Origin of the sequence: Bradyrhizobium sp. Ash2021 (assembly GCF_031202265.1) — a bacterium.
Classification (GTDB): Bacteria; Pseudomonadota; Alphaproteobacteria; order Rhizobiales; family Xanthobacteraceae; genus Bradyrhizobium.
This window is the reverse complement of record NZ_CP100604.1, coordinates 3,821,722-3,844,914: the sequence shown is the minus strand read 5'-3', so window position 1 is coordinate 3,844,914 and position 23,193 is coordinate 3,821,722. Positions and strand designations below refer to the sequence as shown.

Sequence of the window (23,193 nt, the reverse complement as noted above, 5' to 3'; positions counted from 1 at the left end):
GTTCATTTCATATTCTTGGGGATGACCGATGCTACATATCGAGATCGAAACCATCTGGCGATTTCACAAGGACGACAGCCCGCAGACCGCTGTGGTCATGCTCGGAATCCTCAACGATATCCGGCAAACCGGAAAGCTCGCCAGCGCAGCGAAGCACGCCGAGCTTTCTTATCGGCACGTCTGGAATTTGCTCGAGCAATGGTCGGAATTTTTCGGTGTGCCGCTGGTCGAGAGCCATCGCGGCAAAGGCACTGCGCTCACACCGTTTGGGGAAAAGCTGGTCTGGGCGGGACAGCGTATGCAGGCGCGCCTCGGTCCGCAGCTCGAAAATCTTTCGCAGGAACTGGCGACCGAAATCAAACCTTTTCTGCGTTATGGGCCGTCCGTCATTCGCGTTCACGCCAGTCACGGTTTTGCCGTTGCCAAACTGCGCGAACTCCTCGACCAGACGCCGGGGATCGGCATCGATCTGCGCTATGTGAGCAATCAGAATTCACTGCTGTCGCTTGCGCAGGGGGCCTGCGATCTCTCGGGGGTTCACCTGCCGCGCGGCGAATTGCGCCAGCAAAGCATCGACGCCTGCGAAGAATGGCTCGATCCGCTCGAATATCGCGTCATCAGTTTCGTGACCCGCGAGATGGGATTGATGGTCAAGCGCGGCAATCCGCTCGCGATCACGTCACTCAAGGACCTTGCCGAGCGAAAGGCGCGTTTCGTCAATCGCGACCATGATTCCGGAACGCGGCTGCTATTCGACCAGCTGCTGGCGCTGCACAAGATCGACGAAGCCGGAATCAACGGATCGCAGCAGATCGAATTTACCCACGCCGCCGTCGCCGCCTATGTAGCCAGCGACATGGCCGATGTCAGTTTTGGCGTCGAAGCCGCAGCGCGGCAATTTGGGCTCGATTTCATCCGGCTTCTGACGGAAGACTATTTTTTCGTCTGCCGTCGCTCATTTCTCGAAACGGAGCCGATGCAGCGCTTGCTTGATGTCATGAAGGGCAGCACGTTCCACGAGGCCGTCGCCCGCCTGCCCGGCTATGCGGCAGTCAATACTGGATCGGTCAGCACCGTCCGGCAATTCCTGGACAGCCTATACCCAAAACCTGTCACATCCCGGAAGCGGCATCTGCCAAGGTGATGCAACCTCTCAACTCGAACCGTTGCCCGCTCCATCACGACAAAACTGACTCAACAAACTTCGCTGGATCTAACCGCCGGTCACTTTCTTGGCTTCTTCCCGCGAACCGGCGCTTCCCGCCGTTTTATTTCCTGCATCAACGCAGCCAACCAGCGCAACAAGCCAGCTCTCTTCATCGCATCGTGCCGGGCCGGTCCAGGCGGCATGCTACGCGCCATTTCTATAGCGTGATCGGCCTTTGTCTCCCAGTCGGTTTTTGGGTTCGTATTCCCCGTCAAAAGACGCCCCCATGCGGTTACGCGCCGCGCATTTGACCTTCGAAAATTCGCCTGCACGCGGCAGCGATTGACGAACGGGTCCGGGTCATTGCCTGAACTCGTTGGCCAATTCGCCGATGCCGTCGATCGCGATGGTGACCTTGTTGACCTGATCTTTCATTGACCCGACGCCCAGCGATGTGCCGCAGCAGATCAGATCTCCCGGCAACAACGTCATGTCGTGCGAAGTCTTGCTGACAAGTTGCTGTGCGCTGAAGATCATGTCCGAAATCGGATACGACTGGCGCTCCTCGCCATTGAGAATCGTCCGAACAACGAGCTTCGCCGGGTCGATCCCGGACGCGATGACAGGCCCAAACGGGCAAAAGCTGTCGAAGCCCTTGGCGCGAGCCCATTGCGCAAACGTGGCATCTTTGCCGATGATATCGGCGGCGGTGATGTCGTTGACGCAGGTATACCCGAAAATATAATCATTGGCCTGATCGACCGATACCCCGCTGCATCTGCGCCCGATGACGATCCCGAGTTCGCCCTCGTATGTGACTTTGCCATCATAGGACGCCGGTCGTTTCACGACCGCATTCGGCGCGGCTGATGTCGTTGGCGCTTTCAGAAGGTAGAGCGGATCGTCGGGCTCAGTGACCTTCAATTTCGCGGCAAGCGCATGAAAATTATTCCAAAGAGCGATGATCTTCGAGGGCTCGGTCGGAGCCAGCAGTTCGACATCGGACAAAGCGAGGCGCTGGCCATTTGCCCGTGAGTTACCGAACATCTCGCCGTCATGGACGCTGATCTCTGATTGCGAGATCGTTCCAAACCCGGTCATGTCGCTGTGTTGAAAGCGAACCCAATAGGTCACGATGAAACTCTCCGAAGTTCAAGAGCAAGGTTACTGCGCCGGCGTCGGGCCGGCCGCAGGGTGATAACCGCGTTCAATAGAGCCCTGCGATTCTGGCGCGTTGCGTTACGAGCGCGAGAACTGCGTCGATCGCCGGTGTCGGAGTCTGCGTGAGACGCCCCATTTCCTGAACCACGGTGACGAGCGGATCGATCTCCATCGGGCGTCCGCGCTCAAGATCCTGGAGCATCGACGTCTTGTGCGCACCGACCTTGCGCGCGCCTTCGATCCGGCGTTCGACGTCGACGCGGAATTTGACGCCAAATGTCTCCGCGATGCACTGGGTTTCCAGCATCATGGCCTTCGACAGGGCGCGGGTTGCCGGATCCGTGCAGATCTTGTCCAGGGTTGCGTGCGTCAGCGCGCTGATCGGATTGAAACAGACATTGCCCCACAGCTTGAGCCAGATTTCGTCGCGGATCCGATCGAGAATGGGCGCTTGCAATCCGGCCTTGACGAACATCGCGGCAAGCCGTTCGACATCTGCGGTTCTCTCGCCGGATGCCTCGCCGAGCGGGAAGCGATCGCCATAGACATGACGGATGACGCCAGGCGCCTCGATCTCCGTCGCGGGATAGACGATGCACCCGATCGCGCGCTCCGGACCCAATTCCCGCCATTGCCGTCCGCCCGGATCGATGCTTTCAAGCGTCGCCCCCTCGCACTCATTGCCGTGCTTGTAGAAATACCAGTAGGGAATCCCGTTGACTGCAGTGACGATGCGCGTGTGCGCGCCAAGCAGCGGCTGGATTGCTTCGATGACACCGGTGATCGAGTGCGCCTTCAGGCAAATGATCACGAAATCCTGCGGCCCCAGCTCGGCTGGGTTGTCGGTACAACGGGGATGCACTACGCGCTCCTCATCGCCGATCAGCAATTTGAGACCATTGGCGCGCATTGCGGCCAGGTGCGCGCCGCGTGCAACGAGGCTGACATCTGCCCCCGCTTGAGCCAGCTGCACACCGAGATAGCCGCCGATCGCGCCGGCGCCGTAGATACAGATTTTCATACCGTCCTCCAAAGCACTGGACTGGTCGTTCATGACCCGGTTATCCCTTCAGCACGTCGATCAACGTCTTCCCAAGACGCGCCGGCGAAGGAGACACACGAATGCCGGCGCCCTCCATCGCAGCGATCTTGGATTCCGCATCACCCTTTCCGCCGGAGATGATCGCACCGGCATGGCCCATGCGGCGGCCCGGAGGGGCCGTACGCCCTGCGATGAAGCCGACCATCGGCTTCCTTCGGCCACGTTTTGCTTCATCCTTGATGAACTGCGCGGCGTCCTCTTCCGACGAGCCGCCGATCTCGCCGATCATGATGATGGATTTCGTCGCCGGATCGGCGAGGAATAGCTCAAGCATCGCGATGAAGTCGGTGCCCTTGACCGGATCGCCGCCGATGCCGACCGCGGTGGTCTGCCCGAGCCCCTCTGCGGTGGTCTGATATACCGCCTCGTAGGTCAGCGTTCCCGAGCGAGAAACGATTCCGACGTTTCCCTTCTGGAAGATATTGCCGGGCATGATTCCGATCTTGCATTCACCCGCCGTCATCACGCCGGGGCAATTCGGGCCAATCAGCCGGGACTTTGAACCGTCGAGTGCTCGGCCGACCTTGATCATGTCCGCCACCGGAATGCCCTCGGTGATACAGACGATGAGCGGAATCTCGGCATCGATCGCTTCGCAAATCGCATCCGCCGCGCCCGGCGGCGGGACATAAATCACGCTGGCATCCGCGCCGGTCTTTTCGCGAGCTTCGGCCACGGTATCGAACACCGGCAAGTCGAGATGCCGGGTGCTTCCTTTGCCGGGCGAGATGCCGCCGACCATCTTGGTGCCGTAAAGCACGGCCTGCTCGGAGTGGAAGGTACCGTTTTTACCCGTGAAACCCTGGCAAATGACCTTGGTATTGCCGTCAATCAGAATGGCCATTACGCGGCCTCCCTTCGTGTGGCTCTGACGATCTTTTGTGCGGCATCGTCGAGGTTGTCCGCCGGCACGACATTGAGACCGGACTCTTTGATGATTTTTTTGCCAAGCTCCACATTGGTGCCTTCGAGCCGCACCACCAGCGGTACCGTCAAGCCGACTTCCCGCACAGCCGCGACCACACCTTCGGCAACGACATCGCAGCGCATGATGCCGCCGAAGATATTGACCAGAATTCCCTCAACATGCGGATCGGATGTGATGATCCGGAATGCCGCCGCGACCTTCTCCTTGGTCGCCCCGCCGCCGACGTCGAGGAAGTTTGCCGGCGTTGCGCCGTAAAGCTTGATGATATCCATGGTTGCCATGGCCAGACCGGCGCCGTTCACCATGCAGCCGATCGTGCCCTCCAGCGCGATGTAGTTGAGATCGTGCTTCGACGCTTCGATCTCCTTCTCGTCCTCCTCTGTCAGGTCGCGCAGTTCGACCAGGTCGGAATGCCGGTACAGCGCGTTCGAATCGAAGCTGACCTTGGCATCGAGGCATCGCAATTCGCCCTGCCTGGTGACAACCAGCGGATTGATCTCAAGCATCGCCATGTCGGTGCCGACAAAGGCCTTGTAGAGCTGCGCCGCCAGCTTCTCTGCCTGCTTTGCGAGATCGCCCTTGAGGCCGAGCGCGCGGGCCACTGCGCGCCCGTGATGCGCCATGATGCCGGTTGCGGGATCGACCGAGAAGGTCACGATTTTGTCGGGCGTATCATGCGCAACCTTTTCGATGTCCATCCCGCCTTCGGTCGAGACAACGAAAGAGACGCGCGACGTCTCGCGATCGACCAGCATCGATAGGTAGAACTCCTTCTCGATGTCGCAGCCGTCCTCGATATACAGGCGGTTGACCTGCTTGCCTGCGGGACCAGTCTGCGCGGTGACGAGCGTGCGGCCGAGCATTTCCCTTGCACAGGTGGCCACTTCATCGATTGATTTGGCGAGCCGCACACCGCCTTTTGCATCGGCCGGTAATTCCTTGAATTTGCCTTTGCCGCGGCCGCCGGCATGGATTTGAGATTTCACCACGTACACAGGGCCCGGGAGCGTCTTGGCCGCAGCGACGGCTTCTTCAACTGTGAGCGCCGCTTGACCTTGAGAGACCGGTGCGCCGAAGCTCTTTAGAATGGCCTTGCTCTGGTATTCATGGATATTCATGCCGTCCTCGACTCTTGTATTTTGTATGCCAGTACTTTGGAGACGAAAAAGAGAGGTGCACGGATGTTCACCTCGCCTGGATTTTCAAACAGTGGCGCTCAAACCACGCCCATCGTCCGCGCATCTGCGTCGACGCGAGCGGCTTCATTGCCCAGAATGAACGCACGCCGCATCGGCTTGATCACGAACAATGCAAGCAGCGCTGCGGTGGCGTTCAGGCCGACAGCGATGACAAAGACCGCCTGCCAGCCGTAGGTTGTCGCAACCAGGCTCGCGAGTGGGACCAGCAGCGCGGCCGTCCCCTTGGCGGTGTAGAGCATGCCGTTATTGGTGGTCGCAAACTTGGCACCAAAGGTATCGCCGCTGGTTGCGGGAAACAGGCTGTAGATTTCGCCGAACACGCCGAAATACACAGCGGTCGCAAGGACGAAGACGATTGGGATATTGCCAAAGACGGAGAGGGTCAGCACCATGAGCGCTGCCGTCGCGAACGCGATGAACATCGTATGCTCGCGGCCAATGGTGTCAGACAGCCAACCGAAGAGCGGGCGGCCGAAGCCGTCGAAAATCCGGTCGAGCGATATTGCGAAGGTCAATGCCGCCATCTGAAAGCCCAGAAGACTGACGGGTTCGTTCGCGATCTTGAAGTCATGCGCGATCGGCGCGATCTGGGCTGCCGTCATGAGACCGCCCGCGGCGACCATCACAAACACCAGATACATGACCCAGAATATTGGGCTGCGCAGCACCTGTGGCGGCGTGAAGTCGATCTTGGTTTGGGGCAGGTTGAGCTGCTTCTTTGTCACCGCCATCACTTGCGACGGCTTGCGGATGAAGATTGCCAGAACAAAAACGATCAGGCCCTGCCCGATGCCGAATGTAAGGAACGCGCTTTGGTATCCGCTGGAAGCGATCATCTGAGCGATCGGCACTACCGTGATGGCGGCACCGGCGCCGAAACCGGCCGCGGTCGCGCCGGCCGCAACACCTCGCCGGTCAGGAAACCATTTCAGGGCATTACCGACGCATGTTCCGTAGACCGAGCCTGCACCGATTCCGCCGAACACGGCGGCGGCGTAAAGCATCGTCAGCGAGGTGGCGTAAGAATTTAAGACCCAGGCGAGGGCGATCATGACTCCGCCGAACATGACGACAATGCGCGGTCCATATTTGTCGACAAACCATGCCTCGATCGGCACCAGCCAGGTTTCGGTGAGCACAAAGAGAGTGAAAGCCAACTGAATAGCTGCGCGGCCCCAGTGAAATTTTGCGTCGATCGGATCGACGAACAGGGTCCAGCCATATTGCAGGTTCGCGATCATCGCCATGCAGGCAATACCCATCGCGAGTTGCAGCCAGCGGAAATTCTTGCCTTCAACCGTCGGCAACGCAGCAGCCTTTGTCGTGATTGTCATGCTTCCTCCGGGCCTGGTTTTAAAATGAGCCTCGTTCTGTCCTGCACACCAGTCTGGTATGCAATATACCAGATGGCAAGCGAATAGTTTGCGGAACTTCAATAAAAATCGCGCTTGTTACGCCAATCCCATTAGCGCGTGAAATATTGTGTCAAAAAAAGAAAGCCCCGAAATTCGGGGCTTAGTTTGGGAGAGACGGTCGTGCAGACATGGCAGCAAGGTGTGAAATTAAATCAGGGGCGGCGCATCGCGGATTTTGACGAACGGGCCGGAGGTTGAATCCATTGGCTCGTAACAGGTTAGATATACCAGATGCCAGACATCGAGGCTCTGAAGTCGCTTACTCCGCCGCCTGCTTCCGCGGCGGATCGAGGGCGCCGGAATCGTGGATCTCGGCGACCTGATGGTCGGTGAAGCCGAGCACCTGGCGCAGGATTTCGTCGGTGTGTTCGCCGAGCAGCGGCGAACGGGTGACGTCGCTCGGGCTGTCCGACATCTTGATCGGATTGCCGACCGAAAAGTACTTGCCGCGGGTCGGATGATCGACCTCGACCACGGTGCCGGTGGCGCGCAGCGACTGGTCCTCGATGATCTCCTTCATCGACAGGATCGGCCCGCAGGGGATGTCGTCCTTGTTGAGGATGTCCATCGCCTCGAATTTCGTCTTCGTCATGGTCCACTGTTCGATCCGCGCGAAGATTTCGTTCAATCGCGACAGCCGGGCCGGCGGCTTGGCGTAGTCCGGATGGGTCTTCCAGCCGGGTTCGCCGATCACGTCGCAGATCTTCTCCCAGACCGGCGCTTGCGTGATGAAATAGATGTAGGCGTTGGGATCGGTCTCCCAGCCCTTGCATTTGAGGATGCGGCCGGGCTGGCCGCCGCCGGAATCGTTGCCGGCGCGCGGCACCGCGTCGCCGAACGGAATGCCTTCGCCGAACTGGCTGTATTCCTTCAGCGGACCGTGGGCGAGCCGCTGCTGGTCGCGCAACTTGACGCGGGCAAGGTTCAAGACCCCGTCCTGCATCGCGGCGGTGACCTTTTGGCCGCGGCCGGTGACGGTGCGCTGATAGAGCGCGGTGACGATGCCGAGCGCCAGATGCAGGCCGGTGCCGCTGTCGCTGATCTGCGCGCCGGTGACGAGCGGCAGCCCGTCGCGGAAGCCGGTGGTGGAGGCGGCGCCGCCGGTGCACTGCGCGACGTTCTCATAGACCTTGCAGTCTTCATACGGTCCGGGGCCAAAACCCTTGATCGAGGCCACGATCATCTTCGGATTGATGCTCTGGATCTTCTCCCAGGGGAAACCCATGCGGTCGAGCACGCCGGGGCCGAAATTCTCCACCAGCACGTCGCAGCTCTTGATCAGGGCGGTGAGGACTTCCTTGCCCTTCGGGTTCTTGGTGTCGAGGGTGATCGAGCGCTTATTGTGGTTGAGCATGGTGAAATACAGGCTGTCGACGTTGGGAATGTCCTGCAGCTGGCCGCGCGTGATGTCGCCGACGCCGGGGCGCTCGACCTTGATCACGTCGGCGCCGAACCAGGCCAGCAATTGCGTGCAGGTCGGTCCCGACTGGACGTGGGTGAAATCGAGAATGCGAACGCCCTCGAGCGCCTTTGTCATCGTCTTTGCTCCGTACTCTCGCCCACGCATCCGCAGGGCGTATTGGGGGTTGAAGGTCTGTTCACTTCTTCTTCAAGATGCTTTGCGGATTGAGGTTGCCGATGCGGCCGCTTTCGGAGCCGGCGGCGGGATCGATCACGGCGTTGATCAGGGTCGGCTTGCCGGAATCCATCGCTTCGTTCACGGCGCGCTTCAGTTCATCCGGTGACGTCGCGTTGATGCCGACGCCGCCGAACGCTTCCATCATCCTGTCGTAGCGCGAGCCCTTGACGAACACGGTGGGCGCGGGATCGGCGCCGGCCGAATTGACGTCGGTGCCGCGGTAGATGCCGTCATTGTTGAAGATCACGATGCAGACCGGCAGCTTGTAGCGGCAGATCGTCTCGACCTCCATGCCGGAGAAGCCGAACGCCGAGTCGCCTTCGACCGCGAGCACCGGCTTGCCGGTCTCGATGGCCGCCGCAATGGCATAGCCCATGCCGATGCCCATCACGCCCCAGGTGCCGACGTCGAGCCGCTTGCGCGGCTGGTACATGTCGATGACGCCGCGCGCGAGGTCGAGCGTGTTGGCGCCCTCGTTGACGAGGATGGCGTCCGGCCGTTCCTTGATGATGGTCCGGAGCACGCCGAGCGCGCCGTGGTAGTCCATCGGCGAGTTGTTGTTCATCAGCCGCGGCGCCATCTTGGCGACGTTCTCTTCGCGCTTTTTGGCGACCGCGCCGGTCCAGTCGGACGGCGCCGCCGCCCAGTTGGCGCCCATGCCCTCGAGCAGCGCCGTAACGCAGGAGCCGATGTCGCCGACCACGGGAGCAACGATCTCGACATTGGAGTCCATCTCCTTCGGCTCGATGTCGATCTGGATGAATTTTTTCGGCTGATCGCCCCAGGTCTTGCCCTTGCCGTGCGACAACAGCCAGTTGAGGCGCGCGCCGATCAGCATCACGACGTCGGAATCCTTCAGCACCGTCGAGCGCGCCGCGCCGGCGCATTGCGGATGGGTGTCGGACAACAATCCCTTGGCCATGCTCATGGGGAGGAACGGAATGCCGCTCTTCTCGACCAGGCTCTTGATCGCGTCATCGGCCTGGGCGTAGGCCGCGCCCTTGCCGAGGATGATCAGCGGACGCTTTGCGTTCCTGAGCACGTCGAGCGCGCGCTTGACCGCGGAGGGCGCGGGTATCTGCGCCGGCGCGGCGTCGATCACCTTGACCAGCGACTTCTTGCCGGCCTCGGCGTCCATCACCTGGCCGAACAGTTTTGCCGGCAAATCGAGATAGACGCCGCCCGGACGGCCCGAGACCGCGGCGCGGATCGCGCGGGCCAGCCCGATGCCGATGTCGGCGGCGTGCAGCACGCGGAACGCCGCCTTGCACAGCGGCTTGGCGATCGCGAGCTGGTCCATCTCCTCATAGTCGCCCTGCTGCAGGTCGACGATCTCGCGCTCGGACGAGCCCGAGATCAGGATCATCGGAAAGCAGTTGGTCGTGGCATGGGCGAGCGCGGTCAGGCCGTTCAGAAAACCCGGCGCCGAAACCGTCAGACAAACGCCGGGCTTTTTGGTCAGGAAGCCCGCGATCGACGCCGCGTTGCCGGCGTTCTGCTCGTGGCGGAACGAAATGACGCGGATGCCCGCGGCCTGCGCCATGCGGCCGAAATCCGTGATCGGAATGCCGGGCACCCCGTAGATCGTGGTGAGCCCGTTGAGCTTCAGCGCATCGATCATCAGGTTAAAGCCGTCGGTCAACTCGCGCTCGGCTTCAGTTGCATCAATGCTCTGCAGTACCGCTACGGACATTCCGCTTTCTCCCCGGCCATTTCCTGATGTGGACGAGCTTGTCGTCTTCTGTGTCGCCTCCCAAAGCGAAACCATGGCTAATCTGGCATACCAGATACCATACGGTCAAGTCTGTTTCCGCGATTAATATGCGTATTTTGTGAAACACTCTTGACAAAACGCTCTATTGGCATACCAAATACCACCTGTGCCAGCAGATCCTTGCAGGCTCATTGTGCGAACGCTGCCCGGCGAAAGCAGCGGCATCGCGGGCGCCGGGAACGAAGCGAAACGCGAGAAGGCCTGAACGCGGCGCGCGTGCAGAGCGGAATTTGAAATCGAGCAAACGAACACTCTTCACACGGATATATGCAGGTCGCGATGAAGAGAAACGTGATCCGCCGCAAGGCCATCGAGCTGAAATCCCGTTCGGACAGCGATCCCGACCCCGCCGACGGCGGCGTACAATCGGTGGATCGTGCTCTCCTGATTATCGAAACGCTGGCCGAGGATGATGAGGGATATCGGCTGACAGACCTCGCGGTGCGCACAGGTTTGTCGCCTTCGACGGTTCACCGATTGCTGACGACGCTGGAGAAGCGGCGGTTCGTCCAGTTCGATCGCGACGAATCGATGTGGCACATCGGGGCGCAAAGCTTCGCTGTCGGCTCGACATTCGTTCGGCGTCGCAATTTCGTGACACAGGCCTTGCCCTATCTTCGCAAGCTTCGCGACCAGACGCGCGAAACGGCAAACCTCGCCGTCGTCGACGACGGCGCGATGGTTGTTCTGACCCGGGTCGAGAGCCGGGAGATCATGCGATCTGTCACCAAAGTCGGTGGCCGGGTCCCCATGGTTGCCTCGGGGCTCGGCAAGGCTCTGCTATCGACCTATTCCGAACAGGACGTCTTCGCGATCATTCAGCGTGAGGGCATGCCCAGGCTGACGTCGAAATCCATCGTGCGCGCCGGCGAACTCTGCAAATCGCTTCACGACATCAGACAGCAGGGTTACTCGATCGATGATGAAGAAGCCCTGATCGGCCTGCGGTGTGTCTCCGCTGTCGTCTACGACGATTGCAGCGAACCACTTGCTGCCATCTCGGTGTCGGGCAAGGCCTCTCGCGTTCCGAACGACCGCCTGCCTGTTCTCGGGAAACTCGTGCAGGAAGTCGCAGCCGAACTGACCAAAGCGCTCGGCGGCACGATGCCCGACGCAAAGTCTTGCTGAGCGAGACTCTCCGGGATTGCGGTGTTCTCACCGGCAAGCGGTTATCGCTTGCGTCGGCCACGTTCGTCCACACTCGATATCTTCCATTTTAGAATCCGCCTAATCGTCTGATATCGCGCAAACTTCGCGATCCATTCCGCATGATGGGAAACAAATTCAATCTCATTGAGATACTTCCTCCCTCCCCTGATGATCACGCCCGAACCAAAATAAGTGAACGGGGTGTGAAATGGCGAAGATGCGAGCAATCGATGCTGCCGTGCGTATTCTGGAAAAGGAAGGCGTTGTGTGCGCGTTCGGTGTTCCGGGCGCCGCAATCAACCCGCTGTATTCAGCCCTGAAGAAGCGCGGTTCGATCAACCACATTCTGGCGCGTCACGTCGAGGGTGCGTCCCACATGGCTGAGGGCTATACGCGCGCCAAGGCAGGAAACATCGGTGTCTGCATCGGGACATCAGGCCCCGCCGGCACCGATATGATTACCGGTCTTTATTCTGCGATCGCCGATTCGATTCCGATCCTTTGCATCACCGGCCAGGCGCCCCGCGCGCGTCTCTACAAGGAAGATTTTCAGGCTGTCGACATTGAGTCGATCGCCAAACCCGTGACGAAGTGGGCGGTGACCGTGCGCGAGCCGGCGCTCGTGCCCCGCGTATTCAGCCAGGCGTTCCACATTATGCGTTCGGGACGTCCCGGTCCGGTGCTCATCGATCTGCCGCTCGATGTGCAACTTTCGGAAATCGAATTCGACGACGAAACCTATGAACCACTGCCGGTCTACAAACCGTCCGCAACCCGCAAACAGATCGAGAAGGCCCTCGATATGCTCAATGCCGCCGAGCGTCCGCTGATCGTGGCGGGCGGAGGCGTCATCAATGCCGATGCATCCGACCTCCTCGTCGCGTTCGCGGAGATCGTCAACGTTCCAGTCGTGCCGACGCTGATGGGCTGGGGCGCTATCCCGGATGATCACGTGCTGATGGCGGGGATGGTCGGGCTGCAGACCAGCCATCGCTACGGCAATGCGACGATGCTGGAATCCGACTTCGTACTCGGTATCGGCAACCGCTGGGCCAACAGGCACACCGGGTCGATCGAGACCTACACCAAGGGGCGGACTTTCGTGCATGTCGATATCGAGCCGACCCAGATCGGGCGTGTCTTCAATCCCGACCTCGGCATCGCATCCGACGCCAAGGCCGCGCTTGAACTGTTCGTCAAAGTTGCGAAGGAACGGCGGAAATCCGGCAAGCTGAAGGAGCGTCAGGCCTGGCCTGCGGCGTGCCAGGATCGCAAGCGCTCGATGCTCCGCAAGAGCCATTTCGACAACGTGCCGATCAAGCCGCAGCGCGTCTATGAGGAGATGAGCAAGGCGTTCGGGCGCGATACCTGCTACGTCAGCGTGATCGGGTTGTCGCAGATCGCGGGCGCGCAATTCCTCGGCGTCTACCGTCCGCGCAACTGGATCAATGCCGGTCAGGCCGGCCCCCTGGGCTGGACATTGCCGGCGGCGCTGGGCGTGCGCGCCGCCGATCCACATCGCGAGATCGTAGCACTCTCCGGTGACTACGATTTCCAGTTCCTGATCGAAGAACTCGCGGTCGGCGCACAGTTCAAGCTGCCCTACATCCACGTCGTCGTGAACAATTCCTACCTCGGATTGATCCGCCAGGCCCAGCGCGGGTTCGACATGGACTATCACGTGCAGTTGTCGTTCGAGAACATCAACGCGCCGGAACTTGGCGTCTACGGCGTCGATCATGTCGCGGTCGCCGAAGGCCTCGGCTGCAAGGCGATCCGCGTGACCGATCCCAAGGACGCGCAGGCAGCGTTCTCGACGGCGCGCGACTTGATGGCACGATACAGTGTGCCGGTCGTGGTCGAGTTCATCCTTGAACGAGTGACCAATATCGCGATGGGGACCGAGATCGACAACATCGTCGAGTTCGAGGAAATTCTCGACTTGCCGATCGACGATACGCCCCCAAGTCCGCATGCGCCGTCGCGAGGCACGCTTCTGCCTGTCTAGAGGCAGATCAATCCGGATCGATAAACACCGTTAGCGGAAGACACGAGGACATCCGATCGTGCCGAAATTTGCAGCCAATCTGACCATGCTCTTCAACGAAATGCCATTCCTCGACCGGTTTGCCGCAGCCAAGGCCGCCGGCTTCAGCGGCGTGGAGTATCTGTTCCCCTATGAGTTCGAAAAGGGCATGTTGCGCGAGCAATTGGAGCAACATGGACTTACGCAAGTACTGCACAATCTGCCGGCGGGCAATTGGGGGGGCGGCGAACGGGGGATCGCTATTTTCCCGGATCGGGTCGATGAGTTTCGCGATGGCGTCCTGCGCGCCATCGATTACGCAAAGGCGCTCGATTGCCGTCAGGTCAATTGCCTGGTCGGCGTCGCGCCCGCCGATGCCGACATGCGTGAGTTGAACGAAGTACTCCTGAAGAATTTGCGATTCGCTGCCGACGCGCTCTCGCCGGAAGGCATTCGCTTGCTGATCGAGCCGATCAACACGCTCGATATTCCCGGCTTTTACCTGAACGGGACCCAGCAGGCTGTTCAGATCATCTCCGATGTCCGATCGGAGAATCTCTTCATTCAATATGACATTTACCACATGCAGGTGATGGAGGGTGATATCGCGCGAACGCTGCAAAAACATCTGCCGCGCATCGGGCATGTTCAGCTGGCCGACAATCCCGGCCGCAACGAACCCGGCACCGGCGAGATCAACTACCCTTTCCTGTTCCGTCATCTCGACCAGATCGGATACGGCGGCTGGATTGGCTGCGAATACAAGCCGAGGACTTCCACGACTGAAGGCCTCGGATGGCACGCGATGCTAACAATGGACACATAGTCAAACACCTACAGGGAAGATCAAAATGATTGATGTCGGCTTCATAGGCCTCGGTATCATGGGACGTCCGATGGCCGGACATCTTCAGGCTGCCGGCCATCGGCTATTTCTTCACGACGTCGGGCCAGTTGCGCAGGAGCTCGTGGCCGCGGGCGGCATCGTCTGCAAATCCGGCAAGCAGGTTGCCGACGAATCCGACGTGGTCATCGTCATGGTGCCCGATACGCCGCATGTCGAAGCGGTCCTGTTCGGCGCAAGCGGCGTCGCGGAGGGAATTTCAAAAGGCAAGATCGTCGTTGACATGAGCTCGATCTCGCCGCTCGCCACGAAGGAATTTGCGAAAAAGATCAACGCACTCGGCGCCGATTATCTCGATGCCCCGGTCTCGGGCGGCGAGGTCGGCGCAAAGGCCGCATCGCTGACGATCATGGTGGGTGGCCCGGAGCGGGCGTTCAATACCATGAAGCCGCTGTTCGAGAAGATGGGCAAGAATGTCACCCTCGTTGGTGGAAACGGCGACGGCCAGACCACGAAGGTCGCCAACCAGATCATCGTCGCGCTAACGATCGAGGCGGTGGGAGAAGCTCTGCTGTTTGCATCAAAAGCCGGAGCCGATCCGGCTCTCGTGCGGCAGGCGCTGATGGGGGGCTTCGCTTCTTCGAGAATTCTCGAGGTGCACGGGGAGCGCATGGTGAAGCGGAACTTCGAACCCGGCTTTCGTATTGAGCTGCACCAGAAGGACCTCAACCTCGCGCTGGAAGGTGCACGGGCGTTGGGGCTTTCGTTACCGAATACCGCAACAGCGCAGCAGCTCTTCAATTCCTGCGCGGCGCAAGGCGGCAAGGCCTGGGATCACTCAGCGATGGTGAAGGCGCTGGAGCTGATGGCAAGCCACGAAATCGGCAGCGCGTGAAGCCGATCGGAAGCACACCATGAGTATCGATTATCGCCGTCTGTTGCTCAACATGTTTCAGGCGGCGGTGAACGCGGCGGCGCCCGCCCTGTGCGTGCCGGCGCATCTGCCGCCGCGGCCGAAGGGCCGCACAGTCGTTGTCGGCGCCGGCAAGGCGGCGGCTTCGATGGCGGCGGCCGTGGAGGCTCATTGGAACGGCCCGATCGAAGGTCTGGTGGTGACCCGCTACGGCCACGGCGTGCCCTGCAAGCATATCGAGGTGGTGGAGGCATCGCATCCGGTTCCGGATGAGGCGGGATTGAAGGCGGCGCGCCGGATCCTCGACAAGGTCTCCGGGCTGACGGCGGACGATCTCGTGTTGGTTCTGATTTCGGGCGGCGGTTCCGCGCTGCTCGCTTTGCCCGCCGATGGCGTATCACTTGCCGACAAGCAGGCCATCAACCGCGCCCTGCTGAAATGCGGCGCGCATATCGCAGAAATGAACACGGTGCGAAAACATTTGTCTGCGATCAAGGGCGGTCGTCTTGCCGTCGCGGCAGCGCCGGCGCGCGTGGTTGCACTGATGATCTCGGACGTGCCAGGCGACGATCTCTCCGTTATCGCGTCCGGTCCCACCGTGCCGGACCTCTCCACGCGCTCCGACGCGCTGGCCGTATTGACAAAATATAGCATTGAGATTCCAGCTAGCGTTGCCATGCATCTGAACGACGAGGCGTCGGAGACGCCGAAGCCGGGCGATCCGCGCTTTGCAAACGTCACAAGCCGTCTGGTGGCGACGCCGCAGAAATCTCTGGAGGCCGCGGCCAGGGTCGCGCGCGATGCCGGATTGGCTTCCCTGATCCTTGGCAATGCCATCGAGGGCGAGGCCCGCGACGTCGGTCTCGTTCATGCAGGCATTGCTCGGCAATGCAGCGATTGGGGCCAGCCGCTCGAAATTCCCTGCGCTCTCATCTCCGGTGGTGAGACCACCGTGACCGTGCGCGGCAAGGGCCGTGGCGGCCGCAATGCGGAATTTCTTCTGGGTCTTGGGATCGCTACCGATTGCAGGAACGGCATTTGGGCGCTCGCCGCAGATACGGATGGCATTGACGGCAGCGAAAACAACGCTGGAGCGATTCTCACGCCTGACACGCTGGATCGCGCCAAGCTCGCCGATATCGACGTCAAGTCGCGGCTTGCGGACAACGATGCTTACACCCTGTTCGCAGCCCTGGACGATCTTGTCATGACTGGCCCGACGCGCACCAACGTCAACGACTTCAGAGCCATATTGGTCACCAAAAGGAATTGATTTTGCGCCGCTCCCGGAACGCGAAGATCATTGCTACGCTTGGACCCTCCAGTTCGTCGCCGGCAACGATCAGATCCCTGTTCGATGCCGGCGTCGACATGTTCCGGCTGAATTTCAGCCACGGGACCCACGACGATCACAAGAGACGCTTCGAGGCGATCAGGGGTGTCGAACGCGATGTCGGCCGTCCGATCGGAATCATGATCGATCTACAGGGCCCCAAGCTTCGCATCGGTACTTTTTTCGACGGCCCTGTCGAGCTTCATTCCGGAGACAAGCTCAGGCTCGATCTCGAAAACACACCGGGCGACCGGACGCGCGTGCCCCTGCCCCATCCGGAGATTTTCGCAGCCCTGGTTCCCGGCACCGATCTATTGCTCGATGACGGCAAGCTGCGCCTCGAAGTCCTGGAATGTGGTCCGTGCTACGCCGAAACGCGCGTGATGATCGGTGGCAGATTGTCGGAGCGCAAAGGCGTCAATGTTCCCGGCGTCATTCTGCCGCTGTCACCCTTCACCGAAAAGGACCGTCGCGACCTGACCTTCGGACTTGAGCACGGACCCGACTGGGTTGCACTTTCGTTCGTGCAAAAGGCCGAAGACATCGCCGAAGCACGAACCTTGATCGGATCTCGCGCGTTGATCATGGCCAAACTCGAGAAGCCGGCGGCCATCGAAAATCTTGATGCCATCGTGGCACTTGCCGATGGCATCATGGTTGCGCGTGGCGACCTCGGTGTTGAATTGCCACCGGCGCAGGTTCCAATAATCCAGCGCCGGATCGTGCGCGCATGCCGTCGCGAGGGGAAACCCGTCGTGGTGGCAACACAAATGCTTGAATCCATGACTGCGTCCCCGGTTCCGACCCGGGCAGAAGCCTCGGACGTTGCAGCGGCAGTCTATGAAGGCAGCGATGCTGTCATGCTGTCAGCGGAATCCGCCAGCGGGCGTTTTCCCGTCGAATCAGTTGTCATGATGGATTCGATCATTCACGGCGTTGAAAATGATGCACACACTCAAACCCTGACAGGCCCCAAACCGGAGGATTTTCGGGCCAGCCATGCCGATGCGATATGTTCGGCCTTGCGTCTTGTCGCCAAGCTGGTCTCGGCGACGGCGACCATTGCCTACACAAAATCCGGTTTCACCAGCATGCGCGCGGCGCGCGAGCGGCCTCTCGCGCCGATTCTCAGTCTGACGCCGTCGATTGCAACGGCACGTCAATTGACGCCGGTGTGGGGCATTCATTCGGTCGTGGTGGAAACCGAAATCACTGATGAGGCGTCAATGACCCAGCTCGCCTGCGATTCGGCCCTTGCGGGAGATTTTGGAAAGCCTGGCGATAACATCGTGATCATTGCCGGCATACCGTTCGGCGTATCCGGCACGACGAATCTTTTGCGCGTGGTAACGCTTTCTACCGCGCTTGCACCCGCGGTCCTGACGGACTGATGATGGATCGAAAAAGATACCTGACGAACTGCTGAAGTGCTGCCCGTCTTGGATTCAAACATCGCGAATAAAGAAGACGGCGCCGGCTTCATCAAGCCTGCCCTAACTTTCGGTCGCCGCCCTCGCCTTCAGCTTCAAATCCCTGCAAAGCGCAGCTTCTGTATTGTTTGTTAGTCAGTTCCCGACTGGATAGTTTCCCCAGTATCTGACGGTCCAAAGGTTTTATCGCTGGTATAATCGGCCGCTTCAGATTCAGGTGATCGATGAGGTATTTCAGATCGCCGACAAAGTTCTCGCCGGAATAGCCGGCTTACGCCTTGTCGGATTGGCCGAAGCCGCGGAGATCGATGATGACGACCCGATAGTCGGCCGACAGCCCGCGCGCTTGAATACGGCACCGCTCATCATGATGCCGTGCGGGCATGTTCGGCATGGCGCGTACCTGGGCGCTGGAGACCGCGCCTCACGGCATCACGATCAATTTGGTGGCGCCGGGACCAATCGAGACCGACATGTTTCACGAGCTGGTTCCGCAGGGCAGTCCGAAACTGGATCAACTCGCCCGCTCGATCCCCGTTGGGCGCATCGGCCGGCCGGACGATGTGGCCCGAGCCGTCATGTTTTTCTCGAGCCGGGATTCCGACTGCGGCGGCGCGAGCGTCGGCTCAATCACGCTTTAGATTTTGCTCGATCTATCCGGCCATGAGACGAGACAACGCCGGACCGACGTCTGATCGGCGCGGCGGATCAGCCCCCGCACGCCCGCAGGTGAACGCCGCGCAAGCCGACGCGAACGACAACGCCCGGGCAAGCTCGCCGGAATTCATTCGCGCCAGCGCCCGGCGCTCAATCCGCCCGATGGCACGCAAGGCGAACAGCAGTGCAGCTTGAAAACTGTCGCCAGCGCCGATGGTATCCACCACATCCGCTGCGGGCGCCTCGACTTCAACCAGACCTGCCTCTCCGTGGCACGCCCGAGCTCCCTTGATTCCACGCGTGACAACGACGAGGCTTGCACCGGCAGCAATGAGTGACTTCGCCTTTTCCCGGTAGTCACTGCCGCCATAGAGAAATTCGAAATCGACATCGGACATCCGCACGATGTCGGCGGCGGCGGCGAACGCATCCATCTGATCCACGTAGCGCGCCTTGAGCTTGACCAGATTGGGCCGGCAGTTCGGGTCGAAGGAGATGGTGGTTGCACCGCCGGCGTCTTCGATCATCGCAAGCGCCTGGGCGGCCCCCTGGTCGTGGGCGAGCGTGGAAGATCCGACATGGATTGCCTCGATCTCATCAAAGGGTATGGAGCCGCGCCGATAGGTCCAGGCTCGGGACGCCGTCGCCTCGTCGTAGAACGCATATTGCGGCTCGCCTTCCAGGTGTCGGACGAACGCAAGTGTCGTCTGATGTTCGCTGCGCGTCGCATGGCGGAGGTCAACCTGCGAGCCGAGCGCGTGGTCGGCGATGATGCGTCCGAACAAATCCGTCGAGATGCCGCCCACAAACCCTGCCGGCGCGCCCAGGCGCGCCATGCCGACGGCGATGTTGAGACAGGATCCACCGGCAACCGGTACGGCCGCGTCGCGCCCGTCGACAGATGTGACGGGCAGGAAATCGACCAGGGCATCTCCACAACTCAGCAGCATGGTTCTAGCTCTTCGCGTCAAGTCCGGCGTTCGATGCGATCCCCTGCATCGCCTCGCGGCTTTCAGAATCAAGTCTGCGCATCAGCCCGTGAACCTTTCGCTTGGTGCGATGGAAGGACGCCACCCCTGGCGCCGTGGATTCGCTGAGCCTGCCGATCGCCGACATCGAAGCCATGGCATCGCCGATCGACCCGCGAGACTTCGCCGCAACGGCGCCCAGCATCGCGGCGCCGAGCAGGACGGGCTCTTGCGTTCCGGGGACGGCAACGGTCAGGCCGGTCGTATCCGCCATGATCTGGCGGACCAGCGGACTTCGTCCGGCGCCGCCGCTGATCACCATCATGTCGCTTTCGACGCCGTGCGATCGAAAGGCGTCCACAACATCCGCGAGTCCGTAGGCAAGCCCGCAGAGCCCGGCCACGAACAGCCGCTCCATCGAGCCGATGTCGGCATCGAGGTCCATTCCGACGAGGACCGCACGCGCGTCAGGATCAGCGAACGGTGACCGGTTTCCGAGAAACTCGGGCAGTACGTGGATGTCACGGGCAAAGAATGCCGCTTCGCCGGGACCTGTCACGCGCGAGACGATGCGCCGCTCGAGAAATTCCGGAACTTCCATCGCAGCCGCGCGCGCCGTTGCGACGGTCTCATCATACGCAGGATGGGACCTGACCAGATGGTCGATCGCCGCGCCGGCGGCGGACTGCCCGCCTTCGTTGAGCCAGAACCCGGGAACCATTCCTGAATGATAGGGACCCCAGACACCGGGCACGAAGCACGGCTCACGTGTCGTTGCCATGATGCAGGCCGAGGTCCCCATGATGTAAGCAAGGCGACGACACACATCGACCTCTTCACCCGATTTTCCCTGCCCGCCGATCGTGCCGACGCCGCCGGCGTGAGCGTCGATCAGCGAGGCGCCGACCGGCGTTCCCTCGAGCAGGCCGAAATCGCTCGCGGCGGATTTGGTCAGGCCGGCGCCGAGCGGCGTGCCGGCCGCAACGATCACGCTTCCAATTCTCGCATATTTGTCCGCGGCTAGATCGCCAAGACCGACGCACTCCAAATAGCTGCCGCTCCACCGCCGTTCGTGGGCGAGATAATTCCATTTGCACGCCAGCGTACACATCGAGCGCGCGGTCGATCCGGTCGCGCGAAACGAAAGGTAATCAGCGAGGTCGAAGAAATGCCCCGCTGCCTGATAGGTCGATGGAAGGTACCGCTTCAGCCAAAGCAGTTTTGGAATTTCCATTTCCGGCGAGATCGAGCCGCCGACATAGCGGAGCACGTCGTCCCGCGTCTCGTTGACCCGGCGGGCCTCGGCAATCGCGCGGTGGTCCATCCACACGATGACATTTCGCCTGATGTCGCCGGATGCGCTTACCGTCAGCGGGTTGCCGGCGGCATCCACGACCACAAGCGAGCAGGTCGCGTCGAAACCGACACCCCTGACTGCGGAAGCAGGAAGTCCTGCTTCCGCCATAGCCGCGCGGACCGAGGCCGCACAGGCGGCCCAGATCTCGGAAGACGACTGCTCGGCGACGCTGCCCGCCTCGTGCCACACCGTGATCGGATGGCGGGCGCTCGCAAGCAGACTTCCGTTCTCGTCAAATATCCCGGCGCGCGCGCTTGATGTTCCGACATCGATGCCGACGAAGGCCTGCTGCATTGCAACCCCGCTTCAGATCAGCGCCAGCTCACCAGCACGTATAACCTCCGTCGACGAGGACAACGCTCCCGGTCATCAGGCTGGCGGCGTCGGACGCCAGAAACAGGACGACGGACGCAATCTCGTCGACCTCCCCCATCCGGGCCATCGGCGTGCCGCCGATCCAGGCATCGTACATCTGCGGGCTGTTTTTGACGAATGCATTGAGAGGGGTTGCGATGTAAGTCGGCGCCACGGCGTTGACGCGCACGCCGCGCCCGCCCCACTCGGCCGCGAGCGACTTGGTGAGATGGTGCACCGCGGCCTTGGAGGCGTTGTAGTAGCATTGCTCCTGCGGTTTGTTGACGATGAAGCCGGACATCGACCCGATGTTCACAATGGAACCCGACCTGGCGTCCAGCATGAGTTTGCCGAAGGCGCGGCAGCACCAGAATGTGCCGTTGAGATTGACGTCGATGACGTTCAGCCAATGTTCGTCGGCAACCTTCTCGGCCGGCGTCTCGCTTCGTGCGATGCCGGCGTTGTTGACCAGGATATCGATGCCGCCATAGCGGGACGCCAACTGGCCGGCGACCTCGGAAACGCCGCGCGAGTCGGTTACGTCCATGATGACGATTTCGGCATCCAGGCCTTTTGCCCTCAGGCTTGTACGCCCGGCGTCGGCAAGCTGGGGGTCACGATCGGCGATCACGACTTTCGCTCCCGCCTCCGCCAGCGCTTCCGCGCAGGCCAGTCCGATTCCCTGGCCGGCGCCCGTCACCACGGCCGTTTTCCGGTCCAGCTTGAATTTTTCCAGATACATCTTGTTGTTTTTCCTGTTTGCTTATCGTGGCGTAGCGCGCCGACCGCTCATGTCCCGATGACGGCGCCATCCTTGTCGAAGCGATGCAGGCGGGCTGGATCGGGCGAAAGCCACACACGGTCGCCAGCTTTCAGGCTGAACTCTCCGATGCATCGCGCCGTCAGCATCCCAAGCTTGCCGGCGTCGACGTAGAGGAAGGTGTCGCTGCCCAGATGCTCGGCGACCGACACGGTCCCGGGCCAGCCTTCCCCCTCCTTGCCGATTTTCAGATGCTCGGGCCTGACGCCGAGCGTGGCGACGCCGGGCTCGCCGACTGCCTCGCCGGGCACAAAATTCATCTTCGGCGAACCAATGAAGCCGGCGACGAACAGGTTTGCCGGCCGCTCGTACAACTCCAGCGGCGAGCCGTATTGTTCGATGTTGCCCGCGTTGAGTACGACAATCTTGTCGGCCATGGTCATAGCCTCGACCTGGTCGTGGGTGACGTAGACGGCGGTGGTGCCGAGTTGCTTCTGCAATTTGGTGACTTCCAGACGCATCTGGACCCGCAGTGCCGCATCGAGATTTGACAAGGGCTCGTCGAACAGAAACGCCTTCGGCTCGCGCACGATCGCGCGCCCTATTGCGACGCGCTGACGCTGGCCGCCGGAAAGCTCGCGCGGCTTGCGGTCCAGATAGGGCGTCAGGTTCAAGGTGGCGGCGGCCGCCTCGACCTTGCGGTCGATGTCCGGGCGCGGCAGGCCGGCCATCTTCAGGCCGAACGCGATGTTGCCGCGCACGCTCATATGCGGATAGAGCGCATAGGACTGGAACACCATCGACAGCCCGCGCTTCGCCGGAGGCACGTCCACCACATTCTTGCCGTCGATCAGGATTTGACCGCCGGTGACATCCTCCAGTCCGGCGATCAGGCGCAAGAGCGTGGTCTTGCCGCAGCCGGATGGCCCGACGAAGACCACGAAGGAGCCGTTGTCGATATCCAGATTGGCATCCTTGATGATGTTGACCGGCCCGAACGATTTGCGGACTCCCTGCAGCGTGATCTGGCCCATGAT

General features: G+C 61.0%; 20 protein-coding genes. 8 read left to right on the top strand and 12 right to left on the bottom strand.

Annotated elements, in window-relative coordinates:
• Positions 1-28: 28 nt before the first annotated feature.
• On the top strand, positions 29-1,144 hold the full coding sequence (locus NL528_RS18190) for a substrate-binding domain-containing protein (RefSeq protein ID WP_309184068.1): 1,116 nt from the start codon (positions 29-31) through the stop codon (positions 1,142-1,144).
• A 363-nt stretch (positions 1,145-1,507) separates the two neighbouring features.
• Here NL528_RS18190 and NL528_RS18185 read toward each other — a convergent pair whose 3' ends face one another.
• The 7 genes from NL528_RS18185 to oxc all read right to left on the bottom strand — a co-directional run bounded on the left by NL528_RS18185 (position 1,508) and on the right by oxc (position 10,284).
• Positions 1,508-2,248, bottom strand: a complete 741-nt coding sequence (locus tag NL528_RS18185) for a fumarylacetoacetate hydrolase family protein (protein WP_309184954.1) — start codon at positions 2,246-2,248, stop codon at positions 1,508-1,510.
• A 106-nt stretch (positions 2,249-2,354) separates the two neighbouring features.
• Positions 2,355-3,329: a 2-dehydropantoate 2-reductase gene (locus tag NL528_RS18180; RefSeq protein ID WP_309184067.1), complete on the bottom strand. Its 975-nt coding sequence runs from the start codon at positions 3,327-3,329 to the stop codon at positions 2,355-2,357.
• A gap of 40 nt (positions 3,330-3,369) precedes the next feature.
• Positions 3,370-4,254 carry a succinate--CoA ligase subunit alpha gene (sucD, locus tag NL528_RS18175; RefSeq protein ID WP_309184066.1) on the bottom strand — a complete coding sequence of 295 codons (885 nt, stop codon included), beginning with the start codon at positions 4,252-4,254 and terminating at the stop codon, positions 3,370-3,372.
• On the bottom strand, positions 4,254-5,456 hold the full coding sequence (sucC, locus tag NL528_RS18170; protein WP_309184065.1) for an ADP-forming succinate--CoA ligase subunit beta: 1,203 nt from the start codon (positions 5,454-5,456) through the stop codon (positions 4,254-4,256). Before sucC ends, sucD begins: the two co-directional genes overlap by 1 nt.
• A 98-nt stretch (positions 5,457-5,554) precedes the next feature.
• Positions 5,555-6,871 carry an oxalate/formate MFS antiporter gene (gene oxlT, locus NL528_RS18165; RefSeq protein WP_309184064.1) on the bottom strand — a complete coding sequence of 439 codons (1,317 nt, stop codon included), beginning with the start codon at positions 6,869-6,871 and terminating at the stop codon, positions 5,555-5,557.
• 340 nt (positions 6,872-7,211) lie between these two features.
• Complete coding sequence (gene frc / locus NL528_RS18160; protein ID WP_309184063.1) at positions 7,212-8,489, bottom strand: formyl-CoA transferase; 1,278 nt, start codon at positions 8,487-8,489, stop codon at positions 7,212-7,214.
• Positions 8,490-8,550: 61 nt separating this feature from the next.
• Positions 8,551-10,284 (bottom strand): oxalyl-CoA decarboxylase, encoded by a 1,734-nt coding sequence (gene oxc / locus NL528_RS18155; protein WP_309184062.1) that lies wholly within the window; start codon positions 10,282-10,284, stop codon positions 8,551-8,553.
• Between the two features lie 360 nt (positions 10,285-10,644).
• Here oxc and NL528_RS18150 point away from each other — a divergent pair, with 360 nt between their 5' ends.
• From NL528_RS18150 to pyk, 6 genes are all read left to right on the top strand, one after another.
• Positions 10,645-11,493, top strand: coding sequence for an IclR family transcriptional regulator C-terminal domain-containing protein (locus tag NL528_RS18150; protein WP_309184061.1), 849 nt, complete (start codon positions 10,645-10,647; stop codon positions 11,491-11,493).
• A gap of 229 nt (positions 11,494-11,722) precedes the next feature.
• Positions 11,723-13,522, top strand: coding sequence for a glyoxylate carboligase (gene gcl / locus NL528_RS18145; protein WP_309184060.1), 1,800 nt, complete (start codon positions 11,723-11,725; stop codon positions 13,520-13,522).
• Between the two features lie 58 nt (positions 13,523-13,580).
• Positions 13,581-14,366, top strand: a complete 786-nt coding sequence (gene hyi, locus NL528_RS18140) for a hydroxypyruvate isomerase (protein ID WP_309184059.1) — start codon at positions 13,581-13,583, stop codon at positions 14,364-14,366.
• A 25-nt stretch (positions 14,367-14,391) separates the two neighbouring features.
• Positions 14,392-15,279 carry a 2-hydroxy-3-oxopropionate reductase gene (gene glxR, locus NL528_RS18135; protein ID WP_309184058.1) on the top strand — a complete coding sequence of 296 codons (888 nt, stop codon included), beginning with the start codon at positions 14,392-14,394 and terminating at the stop codon, positions 15,277-15,279.
• Positions 15,280-15,298: 19 nt separating this feature from the next.
• The gene (locus tag NL528_RS18130; protein ID WP_309184057.1) at positions 15,299-16,570 is read left to right on the top strand and encodes a glycerate kinase; all 1,272 of its coding nucleotides are present in this window, start codon (positions 15,299-15,301) and stop codon (positions 16,568-16,570) included.
• Positions 16,571-16,572: 2 nt separating this feature from the next.
• The gene (gene pyk / locus NL528_RS18125; RefSeq protein WP_309184056.1) at positions 16,573-18,021 is read left to right on the top strand and encodes a pyruvate kinase; all 1,449 of its coding nucleotides are present in this window, start codon (positions 16,573-16,575) and stop codon (positions 18,019-18,021) included.
• A gap of 310 nt (positions 18,022-18,331) precedes the next feature.
• Here the strand turns inward: pyk and NL528_RS18120 are convergent, their stop codons facing one another.
• Positions 18,332-18,454: a hypothetical protein gene (locus NL528_RS18120; protein ID WP_309184055.1), complete on the bottom strand. Its 123-nt coding sequence runs from the start codon at positions 18,452-18,454 to the stop codon at positions 18,332-18,334.
• On the opposite strand from NL528_RS18120, the gene NL528_RS18115 reads away from it, so the two are divergent.
• Positions 18,453-18,701, top strand: coding sequence for an SDR family oxidoreductase (locus NL528_RS18115; protein WP_309184054.1), 249 nt, complete (start codon positions 18,453-18,455; stop codon positions 18,699-18,701). The genes NL528_RS18120 and NL528_RS18115 overlap by 2 nt on opposite strands.
• A gap of 12 nt (positions 18,702-18,713) precedes the next feature.
• Here the strand turns inward: NL528_RS18115 and NL528_RS18110 are convergent, their stop codons facing one another.
• Genes NL528_RS18110 through NL528_RS18095 form a run of 4 tightly spaced genes read right to left on the bottom strand, consistent with a single transcriptional unit; the run spans position 18,714 to position 23,190 of the window.
• Positions 18,714-19,667, bottom strand: a complete 954-nt coding sequence (locus NL528_RS18110) for a carbohydrate kinase (protein ID WP_309184952.1) — start codon at positions 19,665-19,667, stop codon at positions 18,714-18,716.
• A 4-nt stretch (positions 19,668-19,671) separates the two neighbouring features.
• Positions 19,672-21,336 carry an FGGY-family carbohydrate kinase gene (locus NL528_RS18105; protein ID WP_309184053.1) on the bottom strand — a complete coding sequence of 555 codons (1,665 nt, stop codon included), beginning with the start codon at positions 21,334-21,336 and terminating at the stop codon, positions 19,672-19,674.
• 28 nt (positions 21,337-21,364) lie between these two features.
• The gene (locus NL528_RS18100) at positions 21,365-22,138 is read right to left on the bottom strand and encodes an SDR family NAD(P)-dependent oxidoreductase (protein ID WP_309184051.1); all 774 of its coding nucleotides are present in this window, start codon (positions 22,136-22,138) and stop codon (positions 21,365-21,367) included.
• 47 nt (positions 22,139-22,185) lie between these two features.
• On the bottom strand, positions 22,186-23,190 hold the full coding sequence (locus tag NL528_RS18095) for an ABC transporter ATP-binding protein (protein WP_309184050.1): 1,005 nt from the start codon (positions 23,188-23,190) through the stop codon (positions 22,186-22,188).
• Positions 23,191-23,193 lie beyond the last annotated feature (3 nt).